General features: G+C 62.9%; 18 protein-coding genes and 1 pseudogene. 10 read left to right on the top strand and 9 right to left on the bottom strand.

Annotated features, from left to right (window positions below; all coding sequences use genetic code 11):
- The first annotated feature begins 148 nt into the window (after positions 1-148).
- The 9 genes from BLV20_RS19570 to BLV20_RS19610 all read left to right on the top strand — a co-directional run bounded on the left by BLV20_RS19570 (position 149) and on the right by BLV20_RS19610 (position 10,542).
- Entirely contained in the window at positions 149-1,831 is a 1,683-nt protein-coding gene (locus BLV20_RS19570) for a flavin monoamine oxidase family protein (RefSeq protein WP_092304137.1), read from the top strand.
- 99 nt (positions 1,832-1,930) lie between these two features.
- A complete protein-coding gene (locus BLV20_RS19575; RefSeq protein WP_092304138.1) occupies positions 1,931-2,725 on the top strand; it encodes a carbon-nitrogen hydrolase family protein in 795 nt (264 codons plus the stop codon).
- Positions 2,726-2,773: 48 nt separating this feature from the next.
- Positions 2,774-5,230 (top strand): pyrroloquinoline quinone biosynthesis protein PqqF, encoded by a 2,457-nt coding sequence (pqqF, locus tag BLV20_RS19580; RefSeq protein ID WP_092304139.1) that lies wholly within the window; start codon positions 2,774-2,776, stop codon positions 5,228-5,230.
- A 156-nt stretch (positions 5,231-5,386) separates the two neighbouring features.
- Positions 5,387-5,461, top strand: coding sequence for a pyrroloquinoline quinone precursor peptide PqqA (gene pqqA, locus BLV20_RS19585; protein ID WP_009045898.1), 75 nt, complete (start codon positions 5,387-5,389; stop codon positions 5,459-5,461).
- Positions 5,462-5,532: 71 nt separating this feature from the next.
- Entirely contained in the window at positions 5,533-6,444 is a 912-nt protein-coding gene (pqqB, locus tag BLV20_RS19590) for a pyrroloquinoline quinone biosynthesis protein PqqB (RefSeq protein ID WP_092304140.1), read from the top strand.
- A 122-nt stretch (positions 6,445-6,566) separates the two neighbouring features.
- Positions 6,567-7,319, top strand: a complete 753-nt coding sequence (gene pqqC, locus BLV20_RS19595; protein WP_092304141.1) for a pyrroloquinoline-quinone synthase PqqC — start codon at positions 6,567-6,569, stop codon at positions 7,317-7,319.
- Positions 7,316-7,591 (top strand): pyrroloquinoline quinone biosynthesis peptide chaperone PqqD, encoded by a 276-nt coding sequence (pqqD, locus tag BLV20_RS19600; protein WP_028684206.1) that lies wholly within the window; start codon positions 7,316-7,318, stop codon positions 7,589-7,591. The genes pqqC and pqqD overlap by 4 nt, the downstream gene beginning before the upstream one ends.
- Positions 7,563-8,735, top strand: a complete 1,173-nt coding sequence (pqqE, locus tag BLV20_RS19605) for a pyrroloquinoline quinone biosynthesis protein PqqE (protein ID WP_092304142.1) — start codon at positions 7,563-7,565, stop codon at positions 8,733-8,735. The genes pqqD and pqqE overlap by 29 nt, the downstream gene beginning before the upstream one ends.
- Positions 8,701-10,542 (top strand): S9 family peptidase, encoded by a 1,842-nt coding sequence (locus tag BLV20_RS19610; protein WP_092304143.1) that lies wholly within the window; start codon positions 8,701-8,703, stop codon positions 10,540-10,542. The genes pqqE and BLV20_RS19610 overlap by 35 nt, the downstream gene beginning before the upstream one ends.
- Positions 10,543-10,593: 51 nt before the next feature.
- On the opposite strand, the gene BLV20_RS19615 is transcribed toward BLV20_RS19610, so the two are convergent.
- From BLV20_RS19615 to BLV20_RS19635, 5 genes and pseudogenes are all read right to left on the bottom strand, one after another.
- Complete coding sequence (locus BLV20_RS19615; protein WP_003228885.1) at positions 10,594-10,752, bottom strand: YqaE/Pmp3 family membrane protein; 159 nt, start codon at positions 10,750-10,752, stop codon at positions 10,594-10,596.
- Positions 10,753-10,883: 131 nt separating this feature from the next.
- Positions 10,884-11,204, bottom strand: coding sequence for a helix-turn-helix domain-containing protein (locus BLV20_RS19620; protein ID WP_092304144.1), 321 nt, complete (start codon positions 11,202-11,204; stop codon positions 10,884-10,886).
- Positions 11,182-11,552: pseudogene (locus BLV20_RS19625) on the bottom strand (type II toxin-antitoxin system RelE/ParE family toxin). Before BLV20_RS19625 ends, BLV20_RS19620 begins: the two are co-directional and overlap by 23 nt.
- Before the next feature lie 277 nt (positions 11,553-11,829).
- The gene (locus BLV20_RS19630; protein ID WP_092304145.1) at positions 11,830-13,113 is read right to left on the bottom strand and encodes an aspartate aminotransferase family protein; all 1,284 of its coding nucleotides are present in this window, start codon (positions 13,111-13,113) and stop codon (positions 11,830-11,832) included.
- Complete coding sequence (locus tag BLV20_RS19635; RefSeq protein WP_092304146.1) at positions 13,110-13,808, bottom strand: MOSC domain-containing protein; 699 nt, start codon at positions 13,806-13,808, stop codon at positions 13,110-13,112. Before BLV20_RS19635 ends, BLV20_RS19630 begins: the two co-directional genes overlap by 4 nt.
- Positions 13,809-13,910: 102 nt before the next feature.
- Here BLV20_RS19635 and BLV20_RS19640 point away from each other — a divergent pair, with 102 nt between their 5' ends.
- The gene (locus BLV20_RS19640; RefSeq protein WP_092304147.1) at positions 13,911-14,819 is read left to right on the top strand and encodes a LysR family transcriptional regulator; all 909 of its coding nucleotides are present in this window, start codon (positions 13,911-13,913) and stop codon (positions 14,817-14,819) included.
- 237 nt (positions 14,820-15,056) lie between these two features.
- Here BLV20_RS19640 and BLV20_RS19645 read toward each other — a convergent pair whose 3' ends face one another.
- From BLV20_RS19645 to BLV20_RS19660, 4 genes are all read right to left on the bottom strand, one after another.
- Positions 15,057-16,835: an acyl-CoA dehydrogenase C-terminal domain-containing protein gene (locus BLV20_RS19645; RefSeq protein WP_092304148.1), complete on the bottom strand. Its 1,779-nt coding sequence runs from the start codon at positions 16,833-16,835 to the stop codon at positions 15,057-15,059.
- A gap of 201 nt (positions 16,836-17,036) precedes the next feature.
- Positions 17,037-18,833 (bottom strand): acyl-CoA dehydrogenase C-terminal domain-containing protein, encoded by a 1,797-nt coding sequence (locus tag BLV20_RS19650; RefSeq protein WP_092304149.1) that lies wholly within the window; start codon positions 18,831-18,833, stop codon positions 17,037-17,039.
- 90 nt (positions 18,834-18,923) lie between these two features.
- On the bottom strand, positions 18,924-20,216 hold the full coding sequence (locus tag BLV20_RS19655) for a GGDEF domain-containing protein (RefSeq protein ID WP_092304150.1): 1,293 nt from the start codon (positions 20,214-20,216) through the stop codon (positions 18,924-18,926).
- A gap of 218 nt (positions 20,217-20,434) precedes the next feature.
- On the bottom strand, positions 20,435-22,240 hold the full coding sequence (locus BLV20_RS19660; protein ID WP_092304151.1) for a phenylacyl-CoA dehydrogenase: 1,806 nt from the start codon (positions 22,238-22,240) through the stop codon (positions 20,435-20,437).
- Positions 22,241-22,311: the final 71 nt, after the last annotated feature.

Below are 22,311 nucleotides of genomic sequence, written 5' to 3' on the forward strand. Positions count from 1 at the left end.
CAGTTAGTAAAAAAACATCGTCAGATTGAACCAAAATCATCCAGATCGACGACACTTTGCGTCTTATTAACGTGCGCAACGCTCCCTAAAATGGCTGCCATCTTTTCCTATACTCAGCGCTCTGCTCGAGTTGCCAGCAAGGTCAGCCATGAACAAGAACAATCGCCATCCTGCAGACGGTAAAAAACCCATCACCATTTTCGGCCCGGACTTCCCGTTCGCCTTCGACGACTGGATCGAGCACCCAGCCGGCCTGGGCAGCATCCCCGAGGCCAACCATGGCGCTGAAGTGGCGATTGTCGGCGCCGGTATCGCCGGGCTGGTGGCGGCCTACGAGTTGATGAAGCTGGGCCTCAAGCCGGTGGTGTACGAAGCCTCGAAAATGGGCGGACGGCTGCGCTCCCAGGCGTTCGAAGGCGCCGAAGGAGTCATTGCCGAGCTGGGCGGCATGCGCTTCCCGGTGTCCTCCACGGCCTTCTATCACTACGTCGACAAGCTCGGCCTTGAGACCAAACCCTTTCCCAACCCGCTGACCCCGGCTTCCGGCAGCACCGTGATCGACCTCGAAGGCCAGACGCACTACGCCCAGAAACTCGCCGACCTGCCGGCGCTGTTCCAGGAAGTGGCCGACGCCTGGGCCGATGCCCTGGAGGACGGTTCGCGCTTCAGCGAAATCCAGCAGGCCATTCGCGAGCGCGATGTGCCGCGTCTCAAGGAACTGTGGAACACCCTGGTGCCGCTGTGGGACGACCGCACCTTCTACGACTTCGTCGCCACCTCGAAAGCGTTCGCCAAACTGTCGTTCCATCACCGCGAAGTGTTCGGCCAGGTCGGCTTCGGCACTGGCGGCTGGGATTCGGACTTCCCCAACTCGATGCTGGAAATCTTCCGCGTGGTGATGACCAATTGCGACGATCACCAGCACCTGGTGGTCGGCGGCGTGGAACAGGTGCCGCTGGGCATCTGGCGCCATGTACCGGAGCGTTGCGCCCACTGGCCGCAAGGCACCAGCCTCAGCTCGCTGCACCATGGCGCGCCGCGTCCCGGGGTAAAACGTATCGCCCGGGCCGCCGATGGCCGTTTCAGCGTCACCGACAACTGGGGCGACACCCGCGAATACGCGGCGGTGCTGACCACCTGCCAGAGCTGGCTGCTGACCACCCAGATCGAGTGCGAAGAATCGCTGTTCTCGCAGAAGATGTGGATGGCCCTGGACCGCACCCGCTACATGCAGTCGTCGAAGACCTTCGTCATGGTCGACCGGCCGTTCTGGAAGGACAAGGATCCGGAAACCGGTCGCGACCTGATGAGCATGACCCTCACCGATCGCCTGACTCGCGGCACGTACCTGTTTGACAATGGCGACGACAAGCCGGGGGTTATCTGCCTGTCCTATTCGTGGATGAGCGACGCCCTGAAGATGCTGCCGCACCCGGTGGAAAAACGGGTCAAGCTGGCCCTCGACGCCCTGAAGAAGATCTACCCGAAAGTCGATATCGCCGGGCGCATCATCGGCGATCCGATCACCGTGTCCTGGGAAGCCGACCCGCACTTCCTCGGTGCATTCAAGGGCGCGCTGCCCGGCCACTACCGCTACAACCAGCGCATGTACGCGCACTTCATGCAGGATGACCTGCCTGCCGAACAGCGCGGGATCTTCATCGCCGGCGACGATGTGTCCTGGACTCCGGCCTGGGTCGAGGGCGCCGTACAGACCTCCCTCAATGCGGTCTGGGGCATCATGAAGCACTTCGGCGGGCGGACTTACGCCGAGAACCCGGGGCCGGGCGACGTGTTCCACGACATCGGCCCGATCGCCCTGGCCGACTGAACCTGAGCCTCTGCCGCAGGCTGCGATCGAGCGCGACGCTCTTGAGCCGCCCGCGGCAACGGCTACAGTGACAGCCCAGTGCACAGAGGAGTCATCACCATGCGTGTCGCGCTTTATCAATGCCGCCCTTTACCGCTGGATGTCGCCGGCAACCTGCAGCGCCTGCAGAAAGTCGCCATGGAAGCTTCCGGCGCCGACCTGCTGGTGCTGCCGGAGATGTTCCTCAGCGGCTACAACATCGGTGTCGAAGCCGTGGGCGCCCTGGCCGAGGCCCAGGACGGACCGTCGGCGCAACATATCGCCAACCTCGCCCGGTCGGCAGGCATCGCAATCCTGTACGGCTACCCGGAGCGCGCCGACGACGGCCAGATCTACAACGCCGTGCAACTGATCGACCGCAACGGCCAGCGCCTGTGCAACTACCGCAAGACCCACCTGTTCGGCGATCTCGACCGCTCGATGTTCAGCGCAGGTCCGGACGATTTCCCCCTGGTGGAACTCAACGGCTGGAAGCTCGGTTTCCTGATCTGCTACGACATCGAATTTCCGGAGAACGCCAGGCGCCTGGCGCTGGCCGGGGCCGAGTTGATCCTGGTGCCCACCGCCAACATGCTGCCTTACGACTTTGTCGCCGATGTCACCGTGCGTTCGCGCGCCTTCGAAAACCAATGTTATGTGGCCTATGCCAACTACTGCGGTCATGAAGACGATATCCACTACTGCGGCCAGAGCAGCATCGCCGCCCCCGACGGCCAGCGGATCGCCCTCGCCGGGCTGGATGAGGCCTTGATAAGCGGCACGCTGGACCGCCAGTTGATGCTCGAGTCGCGCGCGGCCAACCGCTATTTCCATGACCGGCGTCCGGAGCTTTACGACGACCTGAACAAGCGCTGATCCAGGGTTATCCGCTAGCATGGGCGCTTCACTGTTCTGGAAGTGCTCATGCCCGCGCTGAACCATCCCTTGCCTCATCAAGAAACCCTGGCCAACGGCCTGCGGGTTTCACTGTTCCACGCCCCTCGATTGACGCGCTGCGCGGCGGCCTTGCGAGTCTCGGCCGGCAGTCACGATGTACCGCTGGCCTGGCCCGGGCTGGCGCACTTTCTCGAACATCTGTTGTTTCTCGGCACCGAGCGTTTTCCCGCGGAGCAGGGCCTGATGGCCTATGTGCAACGCCACGGCGGCCAGGTGAACGCCAGCACCGGCGAACGCCACACCGACTTTTTCTTCGAGCTGCCCCCTGCCGACTTCGCTGCCGGCCTGGAGCGCCTGGCCGACATGCTTGCCCACCCGCGCATGAGCCAGGAAGACCAGCTGCGCGAGCGCGAAGTGCTGCACGCGGAGTTCATCGCCTGGTCGCGCGATGCCACGGCACAAAGGCAGTTCGCCTTGTTCGACGGCCTGTCGGCGGAGCATCCGCTGCGGGCATTCCACGCCGGCAACCGCTACAGCCTGAACGTGCCGCGTCCGGCATTCCAACAGGCGCTGCAGGATTTTTATCAAGCGCATTACCACAGCGGGCAGATGAGCCTGAGCCTGGCCGGGCCACAGCCTCTGGACGAGCTGAAAGCCCTGGCACAGGGTTTCGGCGCCGTCCTGGCCGTGGGTAAAACGCAACCGCAAGCCGCGCCCGTGCCCTTGCTGGCCTCTGCGCCGCAGCATTATCAGCAGCTCGAGGGTCGCCACCTGAGCCTGTTGTTCGCCTGCGAGCAATTGCCCGCGGCCACACGCCAAGCCCTGGATTTTCTCTGCACCTGGCTGGCCTCCGGCAAGCCCGGCGGGCTGCTGGCCACGCTCCAGGCACGCACGTTGGTCGAAGGCTTGAAGGCCGCGCCGCTGTATCAATTTGCCGGCCAGGCGCTGCTGCATATCCAGTTCGACTTGACCGAGCAAGGCGCCCAACAGCCGGAGCAGGTCAGCGAGTTGCTCTTCGATTGGCTGGCCTTTTTCCGCAACCAGGACGATTGGCCGACGTTGCGCGACGAATATGCCCTGCTACAACAGCGCCAATGCCAGGTGGCCGGCGCGCTGGCGTTGGCACGACTGGCCAACGAACAGTTGGAGCCGTACCTGTCCGAGCGCGGTGTCACGGCTCTCAAGGCGCTGCTGGCGCAACTTCAACCCTCGACGGCAACCGGCAGCGCTATCCCCTGGCAACTGCCTGCGTCCAATCCATTCCTGCGCAGCGCGACGCCAGCCGCCCGGGCCGGCTTGATTCGCGGGCAAACCAGCGCTCACCGTGGCTTGCGGACCTTCGCCCAGGATCGCTTGCGACAGCGTCGCGAATCGTCGGCCATGACCTTCAGCCAGGCTATCGCCGACGACTCCGGCGAGGCCGCCCTGTACCTGCGCTGGCGCCTGCCAAGTGCAGTGCCGCAGGCTCTGCGTGGCCGCTTGCAGAACCGTCTGCGCAACCTGCGGGAGGACGGGCTGCAGGCGGGGGTCGAGCTGTCTTTGGCTGCGCTGGGCAACCAATGCCTGTTGACGTTGAAGGGACTTGCCGACCCCATCCCGGCGATGCTCCAACAGGCATTGCTGGAACTGGGCCAAGCCGGCGCGGAGCCTGGGCCGGTGTCGCCGGAGGCTGCCGCGCCGTTGTCGCCGATCCGGCAATTGCTCGAGGAACTGCCCGAACGTTGCCTGGACATACCTGCGTTGCATCCGTTGGATGAGCAAGGCTGGCAAACGCCATGGGATGACGCCCATTGGGACGGCCTGGCCATCGGCCTGGGCCAGGCCCAGAGTGCAATCAGCACTGCATTGGGCAAAGCCCCGGGAACCGCCGACAGCCAGCTGTCTGCGCCACCCTCGATAGCCGCGCAGCAGCATTGGCATGAGATCGCCACCGGCCCCGGCGAGCAGGCCTTGCTGCTGTTTTGCCCGGCACCGGGCGCCGCCCTTCAGCAGGAAGCCGCCTGGCGGCTGCTGGGGCAGCTCGGCCAGATGCCGTTCTATCAGCGCCTGCGGGTCGAGTTGCAGCTGGGCTACGCGGTGTTCAGCGGCGTGCGGCAGATCAATGGCCAGGCCGGCCTGCTGTTCGGCGTGCAATCGCCCAGCGCTTCGCTGAACGAGATTCTCGAACATATCCGGGCGTTTCTTGCGCAACTGCCAGAGCTGGTCGGGGCGCTGGATGAGGCCTCGCTGGACGACCTGAAAACCAATCTCGCCGCCCAGTTCGACGCCCGTGCGTTGCCCGTGGCACAGCTGGCCGAACTGCTCTGGCAGGGCCGGCTGGCCGGCCATCCGTCGGATTACCTGGCGCAATTGCAAGGGCAGATCATGGCATTGACCCGGCCACAGCTATTGCTCGCGGCCGAACAATTGCAGCAGGCACAAGGCGGCTGGCGCTGCCTGGCCAACGGCGCATGCCCGGGCGAACCCTGGCAAGCGGCCGAATGATCTTTACCCCGGCTGCAATGAGCTTTCTTCAACAATTGCGGTCATTCCCCGGGGGGAATTTAGTAAGATAGCCCCCTAAGCATCTGAACATCTCCGGTTGGAGGTGGACTATATGTATAGATCTCAACCGTCCCACCCACCTGAAGGAGCATCTCCATGTCCTGGTCCAAACCTGCCTACACCGACCTGCGTATCGGCTTTGAAGTCACCATGTACTTCGCCAGCCGTTGATTGCTCGCGCAGTGCAACGCCTCGGCTCGCCGGGGCGTTTTTATTTTCAGCCTTAACCTGATGGAGCGGCCATGTTTGTCCAGATTCTAGGTTCCGCCGCCGGTGGCGGTTTTCCGCAGTGGAACTGCAACTGCGCGAACTGCGCGGGTTTTCGCGACGGCAGCCTGCGGGCCCAGGCTCGCACCCAATCGTCGATCGCCATTTCCGATGACGGCGTGAACTGGGTCCTGTGCAACGCCTCGCCGGACATCCGCGCCCAGCTCCAGGGCTTCGCTCCGATGCAGCCGGGCCGCGCCCTGCGCGACACCGGGATCAGCGCGATCATCCTGATGGACAGCCAGATCGACCACACCACCGGCCTGCTCAGCCTGCGCGAAGGCTGCCCGCATCAAGTCTGGTGCACCGACATGGTCCATGAAGACCTCAGCACCGGCTTCCCGCTGTTCACCATGCTTACCCACTGGAACGGCGGGCTGAACTGGAACCGCATCGAGCTCGACCAGAGCTTCACCATCCCCGCCTGCCCGAACCTGCGTTTCAGCCCGCTGCCGTTGCGCAGCGCCGCGCCGCCCTATTCGCCGCACCGCTTCGACCCGCACCCGGGCGATAACATCGGCCTGATCGTCGAGGACCTGCGTACCGGCGGCAAACTGTTCTACGCCCCCGGGCTGGGCAAGGTCGATGATGCGCTGCTGGAAATCATGCGCGGCAGCGACTGCCTGCTGGTGGACGGCACCCTGTGGGAAGACGACGAGATGCAGCGCCGCGGCGTCGGTACCCGGACCGGGCGGGAGATGGGCCACTTGGCGCAGAACGGCCCTGGCGGCATGCTGCAAGTGCTGGAGCAACTGCCAGAGCAGCGCAAGGTGCTTATCCACATCAACAACACCAACCCGATCCTCGACGAGGACTCCGCGGAACGCGCGGAACTGGCGCGGCGTAACGTTGAAGTGGCTTACGACGGCATGAGCATCGAGCTGTAACCACAGCAGCTATCGCGGGCAAGCCGCGCTCCTACGGACAGCGCTACCCGCAGGAGCGAGGCTTGCCCGCGATGAGGCCCGATCAGGCAACACTATCCACGGTTGTTCCCCGGAGAACCGCAATGACTGACACAGCAATGTCCCCCGTCGAATTCGAGCAGGCCCTTCGGGCCAAGGGCGCCTATTACCACATCCACCACCCGTACCACGTGGCGATGTACGAAGGGCGGGCGACCCGCGAGCAGATCCAGGGCTGGGTCGCCAACCGCTTCTACTATCAGGTGAATATCCCGCTCAAGGACGCGGCGATTCTCGCCAACTGCCCGGATCGGGAAATTCGCCGGGAATGGATTCAGCGCCTGCTGGACCACGACGGCGCCCCCGGCGAAGACGGTGGCATCGAAGCCTGGTTGCGCCTGGGGCAAGCGGTCGGTCTCGACCCGGACCAACTGCGCTCACAAGAACTGGTGCTGCCGGGGGTGCGTTTCGCCGTCGACGCCTACGTCAACTTCGCCCGTCGCGCCAGTTGGCAGGAAGCCGCCAGCAGCTCGCTGACCGAACTGTTCGCGCCGCAGATCCACCAATCGCGCCTCGACAGCTGGCCCCAGCATTACCCCTGGATCGACCCGGCCGGCTACCAATACTTCCGCACCCGCCTGGGCCAGGCGCGGCGCGATGTCGAGCACGGCCTGGCGATCACCCTGCAGCACTACACCACTCGCGCCGGCCAGGAGCGCATGCTGGAAATTCTCCAGTTCAAACTGGACATTCTTTGGAGCATGCTCGACGCCATGAGCATGGCCTACGAACTCAATCGCCCGCCGTATCACAGCGTCACCGCAGAACGGGTCTGGCACAAAGGAATCACGCTATGAGCTTCGATCGCAGCAAGACCCCGACCTGGCGTCCCGGCTACCGCTTCCAGTACGAACCGGCGCAGAAAGGCCATGTACTGCTCTACCCTGAAGGCATGATCAAGCTCAACGAGAGCGCCGCACTGATCGGCGGATTGATCGACGGCGAACGGGATGTCGCGGCGATCATCCAGGCACTGGAAGTGCAGTTCCCCGACGTGCCCGAGCTCGGTGACGACATCGAGCAATTCATGGAGGTCGCCCGTGCACAGCACTGGATCGAACTTGGCTGACTCGCCAGCGCCGATACCGCCCAAGCCCGAAGTCGGCCTGCCGCTGTGGCTGCTGGCCGAGCTGACGTACCGCTGCCCGCTGCAATGCCCGTACTGCTCCAACCCGCTGGATTTCGCCGAGCAGGGCAAGGAGCTGAGCACCGAGCAGTGGCTCAAGGTGTTTCGCGAGGCGCGGGAAATGGGCGCCGCGCAGCTGGGCTTTTCCGGTGGCGAGCCGCTGGTGCGCCAGGACCTTGCCGAGCTGATTGGCGAGGCGCGCAAGCTGGGGTTCTATACCAACCTGATCACCTCCGGCATCGGCCTGACCGAACAGAAGATCAGCGACTTCAAGAAAGCCGGGCTCGACCATATCCAGATCAGCTTCCAGGCCAGCGACGAACAGGTGAACAACCTGCTGGCCGGCTCGAAGAAGGCTTTCGCCCAGAAGCTGGAAATGGCCCGGGCGGTGAAAGCCCACGGCTACCCGATGGTGCTGAATTTCGTCACCCATCGGCACAATATCGACAAGATCGACCGCATCATCGAGCTGTGCATTGCCCTGGAAGCCGACTTCGTCGAACTCGCCACCTGCCAGTTCTACGGCTGGGCCCAGCTCAACCGCGTCGGCCTGCTGCCGACCCAGGAACAACTGCTGCGCGCCGAACGCATCACCAACGAATACCGTGCCAGGCTGGAAGCCCAAGGGCATCCGTGCAAACTGATTTTCGTCACTCCGGATTACTACGAAGAACGCCCGAAAGCCTGCATGAACGGCTGGGGCAGTCTCTTCCTCACCGTCACGCCGGACGGCACCGCCCTGCCCTGCCACGGCGCCCGGCAATTGCCCGTGCAGTTCCCCAATGTGCGCGAGCACAGCATGCAGCACATCTGGTATGACTCCTTCGGCTTCAACCGCTTCCGTGGTTATGACTGGATGCCTGAGCCCTGCCGCTCCTGCGATGAAAAGGAACAGGACTTCGGCGGCTGTCGCTGCCAGGCCTTCATGCTCACGGGCGATGCCAGCAATGCCGACCCGGTGTGCAGCAAGTCGCACCATCACGGCGTGATTCTCAAGGCCCGCGAAGAAGCCGAGCACGCTACCCAGACCATCGAGCAACTGGCCTTCCGTAATGAACGAAACTCACGCCTCATCGCCAAGGGCTGAATCTTTCAGCGCCGCCAAAGCCGTCGCCGCCGGTATCGATTTCGCCGAGCTACGGCTCGGCGCCAACGGCCTGTTCTGGAACGAATACCGCCCCGAAGACGCCGCCTGCCGGATCTGGCACTGGCGCGACCACCAGGCCCGCTGCCTGACGCCACAAGGTTTCAGCGTGCGCAGCCGGGTCTATGAATACGGCGGCGGCGCCTTTTGCCTGAGCGAAGATGGCTTGGTATTCGTCAACGAAGCGGACCAGCAGCTCTACCGGCAATCGCTGCTGGGCGAAACGCCGGTAGCCCTGACATCGGGCGATTGCCGTTATGGCGACCTGCAATTCGCCGCCGGCCAGGTGCTGGCGGTGGAGGAATACGACAACCAGCATCGCCTGGTGGCCATCGACCTCGCCGATGGCAAACGCCAGCTGCTGGCCGAAGGGGCGGACTTCTACGCCGCCCCTACCTTGAGCCCGGACGGTCAGCGCCTGGCATGGATCGAATGGGACCGCCCCCACCAGCCCTGGACCTCGACCCGCCTGATGGTCGCCGAACGCCTGGCCGATGACCGTTGGGCTAAGCCACGGTGCCTGGCCGGTGACGGCGCAGAAGAGTCGCTGCAACAACCCCGCTTCGATGAAGCCGGGCTCCTGTATTGCCTGACCGACCGCGCCGGCTTCTGGCAACCCTGGGGGGAAGCGCCGGGCGGCCTGCACATGCTGCCTTGCGCCGCTGCCGATCACGCCCCGGCGCCCTGGCAACTGGGCGGCTGCACCTGGTTGCCGCTGGGCGGCGACAGCTGGCTGGGTACCTGGACGCAAGCCGGCTTTGGCCGCTTGGGGCTGCGCCCGGCCGAGGGCTCGCAACAGGACTTCAGCGGCGACTACAGCCGCTTCCGCAACCTGGCGCTGGATGAACGGTTTATCTACTGCATCGCGGCCTCCCCTGTGAGCCCATCCGCGGTAATCGCCATTGACCGCCAATCGCAGCAGGCCAAGGTCCTGGCTGGCGGCGTGGCGCCCCTGCCGCCCGAGCAGATCAGCCGCCCGCAAACCCTGCGCTACCCCAGCGGCCAGGGCGAGGCCCACGGCTTTTTCTACCCGGCCATGAGCGACGACGCCCGCCCGCCACTGGTGGTGTTTATCCATGGCGGCCCGACCTCGGCCTGCTATCCGATACTCGACCCGCGCATCCAGTACTGGGCGCAGCGGGGTTTTGCCGTGGCCGACCTGAACTATCGCGGCAGCACCGGCTATGGCCGCGAGTACCGGCAAGCCCTGCACCTGAGCTGGGGCGAAGTGGATGTGGAGGACGCCTGTGCGGTGGTCGCCTATCTGGCCCGGCAGGGCCTGGTCGACGGCGAGCGGGCGTTCATTCGCGGCGGCAGTGCCGGCGGCTACACCACGCTCTGCGCGCTGGCCTTCGCCGATGTATTCCGTGCCGGCGCCAGCCTGTATGGCGTCAGCGACCCGGTGGCCCTGGCGCGAGCGACCCACAAGTTCGAGGGCGACTATCTGGACTGGCTGATCGGCGACCCCGAGCAGGATGCCGAACGCTACAAGGCGCGCACCCCGCTGCTGCATGCCGGGAATATTCGCGTGCCGGTGATTTTCTTCCAGGGCGAACTTGATGCCGTGGTGGTGCCCCAGCAGACCCGGGACATGCTCAAGGCCTTGCAGGACAACGGCATTGCGGCCCAGGCGCACTATTACCCGGAAGAGCGCCACGGTTTTCGCAAGGCCGCCAATCAGGCGCACGCCCTGGAACAGGAATGGCTGTTTTATCGGCAGGTAATGGAACAGGCGGGCGCGCCGGAGTAGCCGGCGCCCAAGGGAGGCAAGCCCGCTCCTGCACGAGAGCGGGCGCCAGGCTCAGCGCTTGGCGATGATGTACACCGCATGCACGATGCCCGGGATGTAGCCGCACAGGGTCAGCAGGATGTTCAACCAGAACGCACCGCCGAACCCCACTTGCAGGAACACTCCCAGTGGCGGCAACAGAATGGCGATGATGATGCGGATAAAGTCCATGGAGCAGCTCCTGATAGAAATCGACTCGTACGAGCCTCACAGCTAGTCGACCCGTGGCGCTCGGCAGGGTTCAGTCGATTCCGGCCAAGGGCCAGTTTTATCCAGGGACCGGCAGGCGTTTCCGGGCCGGCTCAAGCCAGTATTTCGAGGCCGTGCTTTTGCACGATGCTCAGGAGTTTCAACGCCATGCCGCTCGGGTGCTTCTCGCCGGACTCCCACTGTTTCACCGTGGACGCGCTGGTGTTCAGGTAGCGGGCGAAAACCGGTTGGCTGACGTTATTGCGCTCGCGCAGCAGCTTGATCTGCTCCGCGGGAATGTTCGCCGGCACGGGCGCGATACACGCCTCATCGAACTGGCGCATGGTGGTTTTGCCGATGGCGCCGATGGCGTGCAGGGCACTGGCCGACTCGTGTATCGATTCAAGGGCTTCAGTCTTGAATGGCTTGCTCATGTCTGATCTCCACAAACGCGTTCATCTCGAGTAGCTGCTGGACCTGCCAACCATCCAGCCCTTCGTAGGCCTTGGCCAGCGCGCGGAATGCCTGCAGTTCCTGGTGGCTGATATTGCTCTGGTCCTGTTTGGCGAACAGGAACTGGAACACCCAGTAGCGCCGGCCCCTGGCCAGGACAATCGAACGATGGCGGTTGGCGTTCAGGCGTTTTTCCAGACCCCGCCACCCAGGTCATCAGCCTGGCCTTTGCACAACTCACTGAATGCGGCCAGCAACTGGTCGTCATGGATCAAGGCTTTTTTAGCCGCGACAGCAAAACCTTTGGTTTTGAACAACCTGATGCTCATGGCTTCCCTTCCCAAAAACATACCACTCAGTGGTATATGAGTTCAACCCAAGCTGCCCGGTGGTCTTACGCCCCAACAGCCCCCCGCCGTCCTGGCGGATGAGCCTAAGGAACCTTGCCTGGATGATGGCCTTCAAGGCCTGATGACGGTTTTGCAAAAGCCCGAGACAAAAAAACGCCCCGTGCGAAAAATCGGACACGGGGCGATGCGTTATACCGCGAGACGGTTCGGGAATTCTGTCAGGCCTGGATGGGATAAGACGGGACCAGGGCCGGCTTCAAACCACCAGCCCCTTGCGGCATTGCAGCTGCGCGGTGCGTACCCGCGAAAAGGCCCGCGCCAGGCGCAGCAGCATTTCATCGATGTTGGCCTTGCTCACCGTCAGCGCCGGGGTAAAGCGCAGGCAGTCCGGTTGGATCGCGGCCAGCAACAGGCCTTCGTAGCGGGCAGCCTTGACCACGGCCTCGGCCGAGTCGTCGGCCAGGCTCAGCCCCCAGAACAAGCCCTGCCCACGCAGTTCTCCCTGGGCATAACGATTCGCCAGGCGGGCCAGCCCTTCGCGCAAATACTGGCCGTGGTCCCGCACATGTTCGAGGAAGCTGTGGTCCAGCACGCTGTCGAGCACCGCCAGGCCCGCCGCGGTCATCAGCGCATTGCCATGATGGGTGCCGTCCAGCTCGCCGACCTCGAAGCAGCAGGCGCTGCCGCGCGCCAGCAAAGCCGCCAGCGGCACACCACCGCCGAGGCCTTTGCCCAGGGTCACGATGTCGGCGCGCACGCCGTAGAGCTGTTCGGCCAGCACAGTGCCGCAGCGACCAATGCCGGTCTGCACTTCGTCCAGGATCAAGAGAATGCCCAGCTCGCGACACAGGCGCTCGACTCCCTTGAGGTAATGCTCGGTCGCCGGTATCACCCCGGCCTCACCCTGGATCGGCTCGAGCATGATCGCCACGGTCTGCGCGTCGACGGCCGCATGCAATGCCGGCAAGTCATTGAAGGGAACATGGCTGAAACCCGCCAGCTGAGGCTCGAAACGATTGCCGATGCTGGTGCTGGCCGATGCCGACATGGCCGCGAAGCTGCGACCGTGACAGCTGCCACTGGCGGTGATGATCTTCGCGGCCCCGCCGCGATGCAGCTGCCCCCATTTGCGGGCCAGCTTGATTGCCGCCTCGCAGGCCTCGCTGCCGCTACTCAGCAGATAGGCCTGGTCGCTGCCGGTGCTTTGGCACAAGCGCTCACTGAGGTTGAGCATGCCACGGTTGTAAAAACCCGAACCCGGGTTGATCAGCGACTGGGCCTGGGCCGTCAGCGCCTTGACCAGCGCTGATGGGCTATGGCCGAGGCTGTTGGCGGCATTGCCCTGGACGAAATCGAGATACGCACGGTCATCGCTGTCCCACAGCCATGAGCCCTGGCCACGCACAAAGACTGGTTGGGGTCGCAGGACGCTGGGCATCAGGCACTCGCTGGAAAGGGTATCGCTCATCGGCGACAGGCAGGGTTCGAGCGTCAGATCGTCGAGGCTCGGTTGTGGGCGACGCAGGCTGAACAGATTCATGCGCTCAACCCCTCCAGCGGCAGCCCCAACAGGCGCGCGGACCAATCCTCTACCAGGCCGGTACGCATGCGTTTGTTCGCAATGTCGCGCCAACGCGATGCCAGGGCCGGACAGCCCACCAGTTTCTTCAAACCCGCATGCTCCAGAGGTTCTCGATAAAAACAGCGCAAGGCCCAGGCCACGGTCAGCCCCGGGTAGCTGCGCTGGATCAGTTCGAAGGGCTGATCGGCACTGACGAAGCCGGGTTTGAGCACCCGGTAGAACCAGCCGCAGCGACCGCTGTTTTGCGCCTGTTGCGGCAGGTCGGGAAGGCCCCAGCGATGGCTCAGGCGATAACAGGGCGAACGCGGCTGGCTGACCTGCAGCAGCGCCCCGCCCCAGCGGAACATGTCGCCCAGGCACACCTGTTCCTCGGTCAGGCCGTGGGTGGACAGGTTCTCGCCAAAGGCCGGGGCACACCAGTCGATCTGTGGATAACGCTTGCGCCAGTAGCTGTAGTGCTCGGCGGGATAATGGTGCAGCGCCCGCTCCGGACCGGTATGAAAGCGTGGGTCGCCGTGTTCGTCGCTGCCCAGGCCCTGAGGCCACAACCAGAGTCGGTTTGCAACCGGACGTTTGTCCGTATCGCTGATCAAACCCTGTCCGAGGTTTTTTGCCTTGCCTATGTAAACACCATCCACGTCAACGGTATTCATCGCGCCTTCTGGCCCTGTAAGCCCTGTGAATAGGGGTTAGACTAGGCCTCTTCGGGATATCGGGCCATTTCGATTTTCCAGCTTTTTCGATAAGAAGAACTTATGGATTTTAAACAACTGCGTTATTTCGTCGCGGTGTATGAAGAGGGGCACGTGGGACGTGCCGCCGAACGCTTGTCGATCTCCCAACCCGCGCTCTCGCAACAGATCCGTCAGCTGGAACAGAACCTCGACGTCAGCCTGTTCGAACGCAGCAGCAAGCGCCTGCTTCCGACCCTGGCGGCCCACACTTTGTACAACCATGCCCTGCCCTTGCTCGACGGCATGCAGCGGGCTCGTGAAGCGCTGGGCAACTTCAAGGGCCAGGCCCTGCGCACGCTGGCGATCGGCGTACTGCAAACCGTGCACAGCAGCCTGGTGCCGCAAATGCTCGAACGGGTGCGCAAGGCCCAGCCGCACCTGGTGGTGCAGATCTACGAACTGACCGGCCTGGAAATCGAACGGCGTCTGCTCAACGGCTCGCTGGATATCGGTATCAGTTATCTGCCGCCGCGCCAGCCGGGGTTGCATGGCGTGCAGCTCTACGAAGACGAGCTGACCCTGGTGATTCCCGCCGAACATCCCCTGCGCGAATTCAAGAAGGTCTCCATGAGCCAGGCGGCGGAGCTGCCCATGCTGTTGCTGGGCGAGGAATTCCAGATACGCCAGATCTGGCAGGCGCAACTGGCCAATCTCGGACGGCGGCCCCAGGTGCAGGCGGAACTGAACAACATGGCGGGGATTCTCGACAGCCTGCCCAATACACGCCTGGCGACTGTGCTGCCAGGGCGTTCGCGGCAGACCCACAGCCACCCGGACCTGCTATGGAAACCGCTGAGCGAACCGAGGGTGCCCTTGAAAGTGGGGCTGGTATGTCGCGATGTACAACGTCAGCAGGCAACCCTGGAGTTGCTGCGAACCTTGCTGGAAGAGCAGATGAGTGGCCCGATGCCTCTGGAGGGGCTGGGCTGAAGCTGCGCGGATAAAAAACGCGGGCAAAAGAAAACCCCGCCGAAGCGGGGCTTTGCAGACTGTTTCCCTGACATCCTTTTCACTCCGCCGTCCTGGCGGAATCCTACGTGTCCGTGTTATTGCTTTGCGCTTCCTGCGCGACGTCCATGTGAAGTAGATTAGCCCTGGATCCAATCTGCCGATATGGGTGATTAGCAGCACGTCATGTAAGAGAAAGCTTACATAACATGCTCGGGTTCAGAACTGCGCCGCATCCAGCAAGAACAGCGATTCACTACCCGCTTTCACCGATGCGCTCAGCGAGTGAATACGCGGCAGCAGACGGGCGAAATAGAAGCGCGCGGTGCCCAGCTTGCCGGCGTAGAAATCGTCTTGCGACTCCTTGCCCAGGGCCGCTTTGGCCATCAATGCCCACATGTAGGCATACGCTGTGTATCCGAATGCTTGCAGGTATTCGACCGAGGCGGCGCCGATTTCGTTCGGATTGTTCTTGGCCCGATCCAGCAACCAGCTCGTCAGTTCGTCCAGGCTGTCCAGCGCCTCGTTCAACGGTTTGGTGAACTCGGCCAGATCGGCACTGGCAGTGGCGGTGAAATGACGAATCTCGTCAGCGAACAGCTTGTAGAACGCCCCGCCGCTACCGACGATCTTGCGCCCGACCAGGTCCAGCGCCTGGATGCCGTTGGTGCCTTCGTAAATCTGGGTAATGCGCACATCGCGCACCAACTGCTCCTGGCCCCACTCGCGGATGTAGCCGTGGCCGCCGAAAATCTGCTGGCCGTGAACCGTGGTTTCCAACCCCAGGTCGGTGAGGAAAGCCTTGGCCACCGGCGTCAGCAGTGCCACCAGGTCTTCCGCGCGCTTACGCACGGCAGCGTCTTCGCTGAACTTGGCGGTGTCCAGCTGCATCGCTACGTAGGTGGAGAACGCGCGGCCGCCTTCGTTCGCGGCTTTCATGGTCAGCAGCATGCGACGCACGTCGGGATGCACGATGATCGGGTCGGCGATCTTGTCCTTGGCTTGCGGGCCAGTCGGCGAGCGGCTTTGCAGGCGATCGCGGGCGTACTCCACGGCGTTCTGGTAGGAACGCTCGCCCGAGGCCAGGCCTTGGATACCAACGCCCAGGCGCTCGTAGTTCATCATGGTGAACATCGCCGCCAGGCCCTTGTTCGGCTCGCCGACGATGTAACCGACGGCTTCGTCGAAGTTCATTACGCAGGTGGCCGAGGCCTGGATGCCCATCTTGTGCTCGATCGAACCGCAATTCGCCGGGTTGCGCGCGCCCAGGCTGCCGTCGGCATTGACCAGGAACTTCGGTACCAGGAACAACGAGATGCCCTTCGGCCCCGCCGGCGCATCCGGCAGCTTGGCCAGCACCAGGTGAATGATGTTCTCGGTCAGGTCGTGCTCACCGCCGGTGATGAAGATCTTGGTGCCGCTGATCTTGTAGGAGCCATTGGCCTGCGGTTCGGCCTTGGTGCGGATGATGCCCAGGTCGGTGCCGGCATGCGGTTCGGTGAGGCACATGGAGCCGGCCCAGACGCCCGCATACATGTTTGGCAGGTAAGCCGCCTTCAACTCTTCGCTGGCGTGGGCATTGATCGACAGGCAGGCACCGGCGGTCAGCATTGGATACAGGCCGAACGACAGGCTGGCCGAGTTGACCATTTCCTCGACCTGGGCCGATACCGCCTTGGGCATGCCCATGCCGCCGTAGGCCGGATCGCCGCCGACGCCGACCCAGCCGCCTTCGGCATAGGTCTGATAGGCCTCTGGAAAACCTGCTGGCGTGGTGACCGCGCCGTTGCTCCAGTGACAGCCTTCTTCGTCGGCGCCGCGGCTCAGCGGGGCGATACTCTTGCCGGTGACTTTGCCGGCTTCCTCAAGAATCGCTTCGACGGTTTCAGCGTCGACGGTGTCGGCCAGAGCAGGCAATTGGGCCCAGAGTTTGGCGACCTCGAAAACTTCATTGAGGACGAAGCGCATATCGCGCAGGGGCGCTTTGTAGTCAGCCATGGCAAACCTCGCAAGATCTAAACAAGTGGAGCCAAACGGCCCCATTCACGAAACCTCGAGTGTACCCGAACAACTTTTGCGACACATAGGGTCAACTAGTGACCTTTATGTAATTTTTAGTCACCGAAATCACCCGCACGCCCGCACCTGCAAAAATCCGCAGGGGCAGGCCTGCCCGTGTGTGGCGGACGCCCCTAAAAACTAGAGCGCAAACAGCTCCGCCGGCAACTTCATCAAGCAGTCGCTGCCTGCCTCGATCGCCGCCTGATGACTCGCGGTGCGTGGCAGCAAGCGCTTGAAGTAGAACTCGCAGGTCGCCAGCTTGGCCTGGCAGTAATCGGCGTCTTCTGCACCGGCATCGAGCCGGGCCTGAGCCACCAGCGCCATGCGCAGCCACAGGTAGGCAAGAATGATGTAACCGCTGTACATCAAGTAGTCCAGTGCCGCGGCCCCGACTTCGTCGGGTTTTTTCAGCGCCGCCATCCCGACCTTGGTCGTCAGCGCGCCCCACTGCTGGTTGAGCCCGTCGAGCTGGGCCACATAGCCCTTGAGCTGTGGATGCTCGGCATGGGCCGCACAGAATTTATGGACGATCCTGGTGAAGCCCATCAACAGCTTGCCCTGGCTGCCGAGCACCTTGCGCCCCAGCAGGTCCAGGGCCTGGATGCCGTTGGTTCCTTCATAGATCGGCGCGATGCGGCAGTCGCGCACCAGTTGCTCCATGCCCCATTCACGGATGAAACCATGACCGCCAAACACCTGCATGCCGTGGTTGGTCACCTCCAGCCCGGTTTCGGTCATGAAGGCCTTGCAGATCGGTGTCAGGAACGCCAACAGGTTCTCGGCATCCTGGCGCTGGGCTTCGTCGGCGGCCAGGTGCGCCACATCCAGCAACTGCGCGGTGAAATAAGCCAGGGCACGATTGCCTTCGTTGAAGGCTTTCATGGTCAGCAACATGCGCCGCACATCGGGGTGGACAATGATCGGGTCGGCGGCTTTGTCCGGCGCCTTCGGCCCGGTCAGCGAGCGCATCTGCAGACGGTCGTTGGCGTATTTGATCGCCCCCTGGAAACTTGCCTCGCCCAGGCACAGCCCCTGCATGCCGGTACCGAGGCGCGCGTGGTTCATCATGGTGAACATGCAGTTCAGGCCCTTGTTGGCCTCACCGATGAGGAACCCCTTGGCGCCATCGAAGTTCAGCACGCAAGTGGCCGAGGCCTTGATACCCATCTTGTGTTCGATGGAGCCGCAACTCACGCCGTTGCGCTCGCCCGCCTGGCCTTCGGCGTCAGGCAGGAACTTGGGCACGATAAACAGCGAAATGCCCTTGGTGCCCGCCGGCGCGTCCGGCAGCTTGGCCAGCACCAGGTGAATGATGTTTTCGCTCATGTCGTGCTCGCCGGCCGAAATGAAAATCTTGCTGCCGGAGACCGCATAGCTGCCGTCGGCCTGGGGCACGGCGCGGGTCTTGATGATGCCCAGGTCGGTGCCGCAATGGGCTTCGGTCAGGCACATGGTGCCGGTCCATTGGCCGGCGGTGAGCTTGCTCAGGTAGGTGTGTTTCTGTTCTTCGCTGCCGTGGGCATGAACCGCCGACATGGCGCCGTGGGTCAGGCCCGGGTACATGCCCCAGGAGGTGTTGCTGGAGCCGACCATCTCGCTGATCACCAGCCCCAGCGAATGCGGCAGGCCCTGGCCGCCGTAGCTCGGGTCCGCCGCCAGGCCATGCCAGCCGCCCTCCACATATTGGGCGAAAGCCTGCTTGAAGCCCTTAGGCGTAGTGACCACGCCATTGTCGAAATGACAGCCCTCTTCATCGCCCGAGCGATTCAGCGGCGCCAACACGTTTTCACAAAACTTCGCCCCCTCCTCGAGGATCGCGGCGACCATGTCCGGGCTGGCATCGCTGGCCCCCAGGGCGGCGTAGGCGGTGTGAAAGTCAAAGACGTGGTCGATCAGAAAGCGCATGTCGCGCAGGGGAGCTTTGTACTCAGGCATGGTCGTTTCTCCGGCAGCAGATCGATCCAACCTACTGCCGCGCTTGCGGCCTGCCAATCACAGTCCAGACGCTGAATGCGCCGTTATCACTCAACCCGCTGCCGTGTCCATGCGCACCGCGCCACGGCGGTTCTGACCGAAGGCCATGACGCAGTTACGCCCCGCGCCCTTGGCGCTGTACAGCGCCTGGTCGGCGGATTTGAGCACTTCCTCCGGCGAACGGTGCTCCATCTGCCGCTCGGCGACGCCGATACTGACGGTCACCGACACGCTGGACGCCGCGGCGCCCCCTCGGCGCTGGCGTCCCTGCTGATCGTCCTGGGGGCGGTTTTCCTGATTGCGCAACTGGATGCTGTAGTTGGCGATGGTCTCGCGAATGACCTCCAAATGCGGCATGCATTCTTCGAGGGTCTTGCCGGCGAACACCACCGCAAATTCCTCGCCGCCATAACGGTAGGCACGACCGCCGCCGCTGACCTTCGACAGCTTGCTGGCTACCAGGCGCAGCACCTGATCGCCGACATCGTGGCCGTGGGTGTCGTTGAATTTCTTGAAGTGATCGACATCGCTCATCGCCAGCACATAGTTGCGCCCCAGGCGTTGCATGCGCTCGTTCAAGGCCCGGCGGCCGGGCAAGCCGGTCAACTCGTCGCGAAAGGCCATTTGATACGCCTCATGGGCAACGGCCGAGGCGATCATCAGCATCACCTGGCTGCACATGATGTTCAGGGTGAACGGCAGGATGAACGTCTTGGGCAGCATCCAGAACAGGCCCAGCAAACCGACCAACTGCGCCGCATGCAGCGGGCGCGGGTTGCGCCAGTACTGGATCGCCAGCAACAGGAAGGCCGCGATAAACACCGGGTACGACAGCTGGATCAGGCTCATCCAGGCGCCATGCAGGGCCGGCCAACGGATTTCCGCCAGCCAGGCCAGCAGCGCCTGGGGATAACTTTGCTCCAGACCCAGCGCCACGCTGCCGAAAGCGAGCAAGACGGCAAACCGCGCCACCATGTCCTGGAACAGATGGGTGCGCTCCTGCCAGGCCGCAAACAGGCCAAACAGCAGCGGTAACAGCAAGCAGACCAGGTGGAACACCACGGCCGCATCCTCGCGGACCTTGCCGTTGTCGCGGTAGTAATCGGTCTGGGTATCGAGCAGGAAATAGGCGATGTACACTGTGACCATCAGGAACAGTTCACGCTGGCGCCGGTACACCGCGCAATAAGCCCCGCCGAGCAGCAGCACCAGGGTCGGCAAGACGTTGAACAGCGAGGTGAAGAAGACGTTGAGGTCCTTGACGTAGGCAGCCGCGAGCCCCGCAAGCAAGAGTAACAATGACGGCAAAAAATGGCTGAAACGTACAGCAGAAGAACGCGGCAAGGTAAAGCTCCGACGCGGTTAAACAGTAGATGGCACTATGCCTTCACCGGGTATGGTTAAACAGCCCGAGTGTGATGCATGTCACATTGCCACTTCTGTAACGGCAGGGATCGGCTTCTTCTTAGCGTTTTAGTCGGATTATTTTCAGATTTATCCCGCGCACAAAAAAGCCGCCTCCCCCGAAGGAAAGGCGGCTTCTGAAGAGATGTCGCTAGGGCTTAGTAAGCCAGGCCGAAATCTTCTTCTTTCATGTCCATCAGGTTGTTGGCACCCGACAGCATGGTCGCAACGTGAGTGCGGGTACGCGGCAGGATGCGCTGGAAGTAGAAGCGCGCAGTCTGCAGCTTGGCGGTGTAGAACGCCTCTTCGGTGGTGCCGGCGGCCAGTTTCTCGGCAGCCAGGCGCGCCATGTCGGCCCAGAAGTACGCCAGGCAGGCATAACCGGAGTACATCAGGTAGTCCACGGACGCGGCACCGACTTCCTCACGGTCTTTCATGGCAGCCATACCGACCTTCATGGTCAGCTCGCCCCATTCCTTGTTCAGTGCAGCCAGCGGCGCGACGAACTCTTTGACCGACTCGTTGCCTTCGTTGTTCTGGCAGAACTTGTGGACGATCTTGGTGAAGCCTTTCAGGGCTTCGCCTTGGGTCATCAGCACTTTACGGCCCAGCAGGTCCAGCGCCTGGATGCCGGTGGTGCCTTCGTACAGCATGGAAATGCGGCTGTCGCGGACGTTCTGCTCCATGCCCCACTCGGCGATGAAGCCGTGGCCACCGTAGATCTGCACGCCATGGTTGGCGGCCTCGAAGCCGACTTCAGTCATAAAGGCCTTGGCGATCGGAGTCATGAAGGCCAGCAGTGCGTCGGCTTTCTTCTTCTCTTCTTCGTCCACGCCGTACTTGACGATGTCGACCTGCTTGGCGGTGAAGTACACCATGGCACGGTTGCCTTCGGCGAAAGCCTTCATGGTCAACAGCATGCGACGTACGTCAGGGTGCACGATGATCGGGTCGGCGGCCTTGTCCGGCGCTTTCGGGCCAGTCAGGGAACGCATTTGCAGACGATCGCGAGCGTATTTCAGGCCGCCCTGGAAACCGATCTCGGCGTGGGCCAGGCCTTGCAGCGCGGTACCCAGGCGAGCGGTGTTCATGAAGGTGAACATGCAGTTCAGGCCTTTGTTCGCCGGGCCGATCAGGAAACCGGTGGCCGCGTCGAAGTTCATCACGCAGGTGGCGTTGCCGTGGATACCCATCTTGTGTTCCAGGGAACCGCAGCTCACGGCGTTGCGCTGACCCACAGTGCCATCGGCGTTCGGCAGGAACTTCGGCACGATGAACAGCGAGATGCCTTTGGTACCAGCCGGTGCATCCGGCAGGCGGGCCAGAACGATGTGGACGATGTTGTCGGCCATGTCGTGTTCACCGGCCGAGATGAAGATCTTGGTGCCGGTGACTTTGTAGGAACCGTCGGCCTGAGGTTCGGCCTTGGTGCGCAGCATGCCCAGGTCGGTGCCGCAGTGCGGTTCGGTCAGGCACATGGTGCCGGTCCATTCGCCGGATACCAGCTTGGTCAGGTAAGCCTCTTGCTGCTCGGGCGTACCGTGTTCGGAAATAGTGTTCATCGCGCCATGGGACAGGCCTGGGTACATGCCCCACGACCAGTTGGCTTCGCCGACCATTTCGCTCACAGCCAGGCCCAGGGATTCCGGCAGGCCTTGGCCGCCATGCTCGACATCGTGAGCCAGGCTTGGCCAGCCGCCTTCGACGAATTGCTTGTACGCCTCTTTGAAGCCAGTCGGGGTCTTAACGCCAGACTCGCTCCAGGTGCAGCCTTCCAGGTCACCCACACGGTTCAGAGGGGCCAGTACCTGCTCACAAAACTTCGCGCCTTCCTCGAGGATGGCGTCAACCATGTCTGGAGTAGCGTCCTGGCAAGCCGGCAGGCTCTGATAGTGCGCTTCATAGCCGAGCAGCTCGTCACGAACGAAGCGAATATCACGCAAGGGGGCCTTGTAGTCAGGCATAGCGATAAACCTCTGCTGATGTAACCGGGAATGAACGACCGCGTTGATTTATTGTGGCGGTCAAACAGTTG

This window comes from Pseudomonas sp. NFIX28 (assembly GCF_900107395.1).
Lineage (GTDB): Bacteria > Pseudomonadota > Gammaproteobacteria > Pseudomonadales > Pseudomonadaceae > Aquipseudomonas.

Excerpts from the sequence above, each read along its gene's own strand:
- pqqF (WP_092304139.1), top strand. The coding sequence starts at position 2,774 with ATGCCCGCGCTGAACCATCCCTTGCCTCATCAAGAAACCCTGGCCAAC.
- pqqD (WP_028684206.1), top strand. The coding sequence starts at position 7,316 with ATGAGCTTCGATCGCAGCAAGACCCCGACCTGGCGTCCCGGCTACCGC.
- BLV20_RS19660 (WP_092304151.1), bottom strand. The coding sequence starts at position 22,240 with ATGCCTGACTACAAGGCCCCCTTGCGTGATATTCGCTTCGTTCGTGAC.
- BLV20_RS19650 (WP_092304149.1), bottom strand. The coding sequence starts at position 18,833 with ATGCCTGAGTACAAAGCTCCCCTGCGCGACATGCGCTTTCTGATCGAC.
- BLV20_RS19575 (WP_092304138.1), top strand. The coding sequence starts at position 1,931 with ATGCGTGTCGCGCTTTATCAATGCCGCCCTTTACCGCTGGATGTCGCC.
- BLV20_RS19570 (WP_092304137.1), top strand. The coding sequence starts at position 149 with ATGAACAAGAACAATCGCCATCCTGCAGACGGTAAAAAACCCATCACC.
- BLV20_RS19640 (WP_092304147.1), top strand. The coding sequence starts at position 13,911 with ATGGATTTTAAACAACTGCGTTATTTCGTCGCGGTGTATGAAGAGGGG.
- BLV20_RS19620 (WP_092304144.1), bottom strand. The coding sequence starts at position 11,204 with ATGAGCAAGCCATTCAAGACTGAAGCCCTTGAATCGATACACGAGTCG.
- BLV20_RS19610 (WP_092304143.1), top strand. The coding sequence starts at position 8,701 with ATGAACGAAACTCACGCCTCATCGCCAAGGGCTGAATCTTTCAGCGCC.
- BLV20_RS19615 (WP_003228885.1), bottom strand. The coding sequence starts at position 10,752 with ATGGACTTTATCCGCATCATCATCGCCATTCTGTTGCCGCCACTGGGA.
- BLV20_RS19635 (WP_092304146.1), bottom strand. The coding sequence starts at position 13,808 with ATGAATACCGTTGACGTGGATGGTGTTTACATAGGCAAGGCAAAAAAC.
- pqqB (WP_092304140.1), top strand. The coding sequence starts at position 5,533 with ATGTTTGTCCAGATTCTAGGTTCCGCCGCCGGTGGCGGTTTTCCGCAG.
- pqqC (WP_092304141.1), top strand. The coding sequence starts at position 6,567 with ATGACTGACACAGCAATGTCCCCCGTCGAATTCGAGCAGGCCCTTCGG.
- BLV20_RS19645 (WP_092304148.1), bottom strand. The coding sequence starts at position 16,835 with ATGGCTGACTACAAAGCGCCCCTGCGCGATATGCGCTTCGTCCTCAAT.
- BLV20_RS19630 (WP_092304145.1), bottom strand. The coding sequence starts at position 13,113 with ATGAATCTGTTCAGCCTGCGTCGCCCACAACCGAGCCTCGACGATCTG.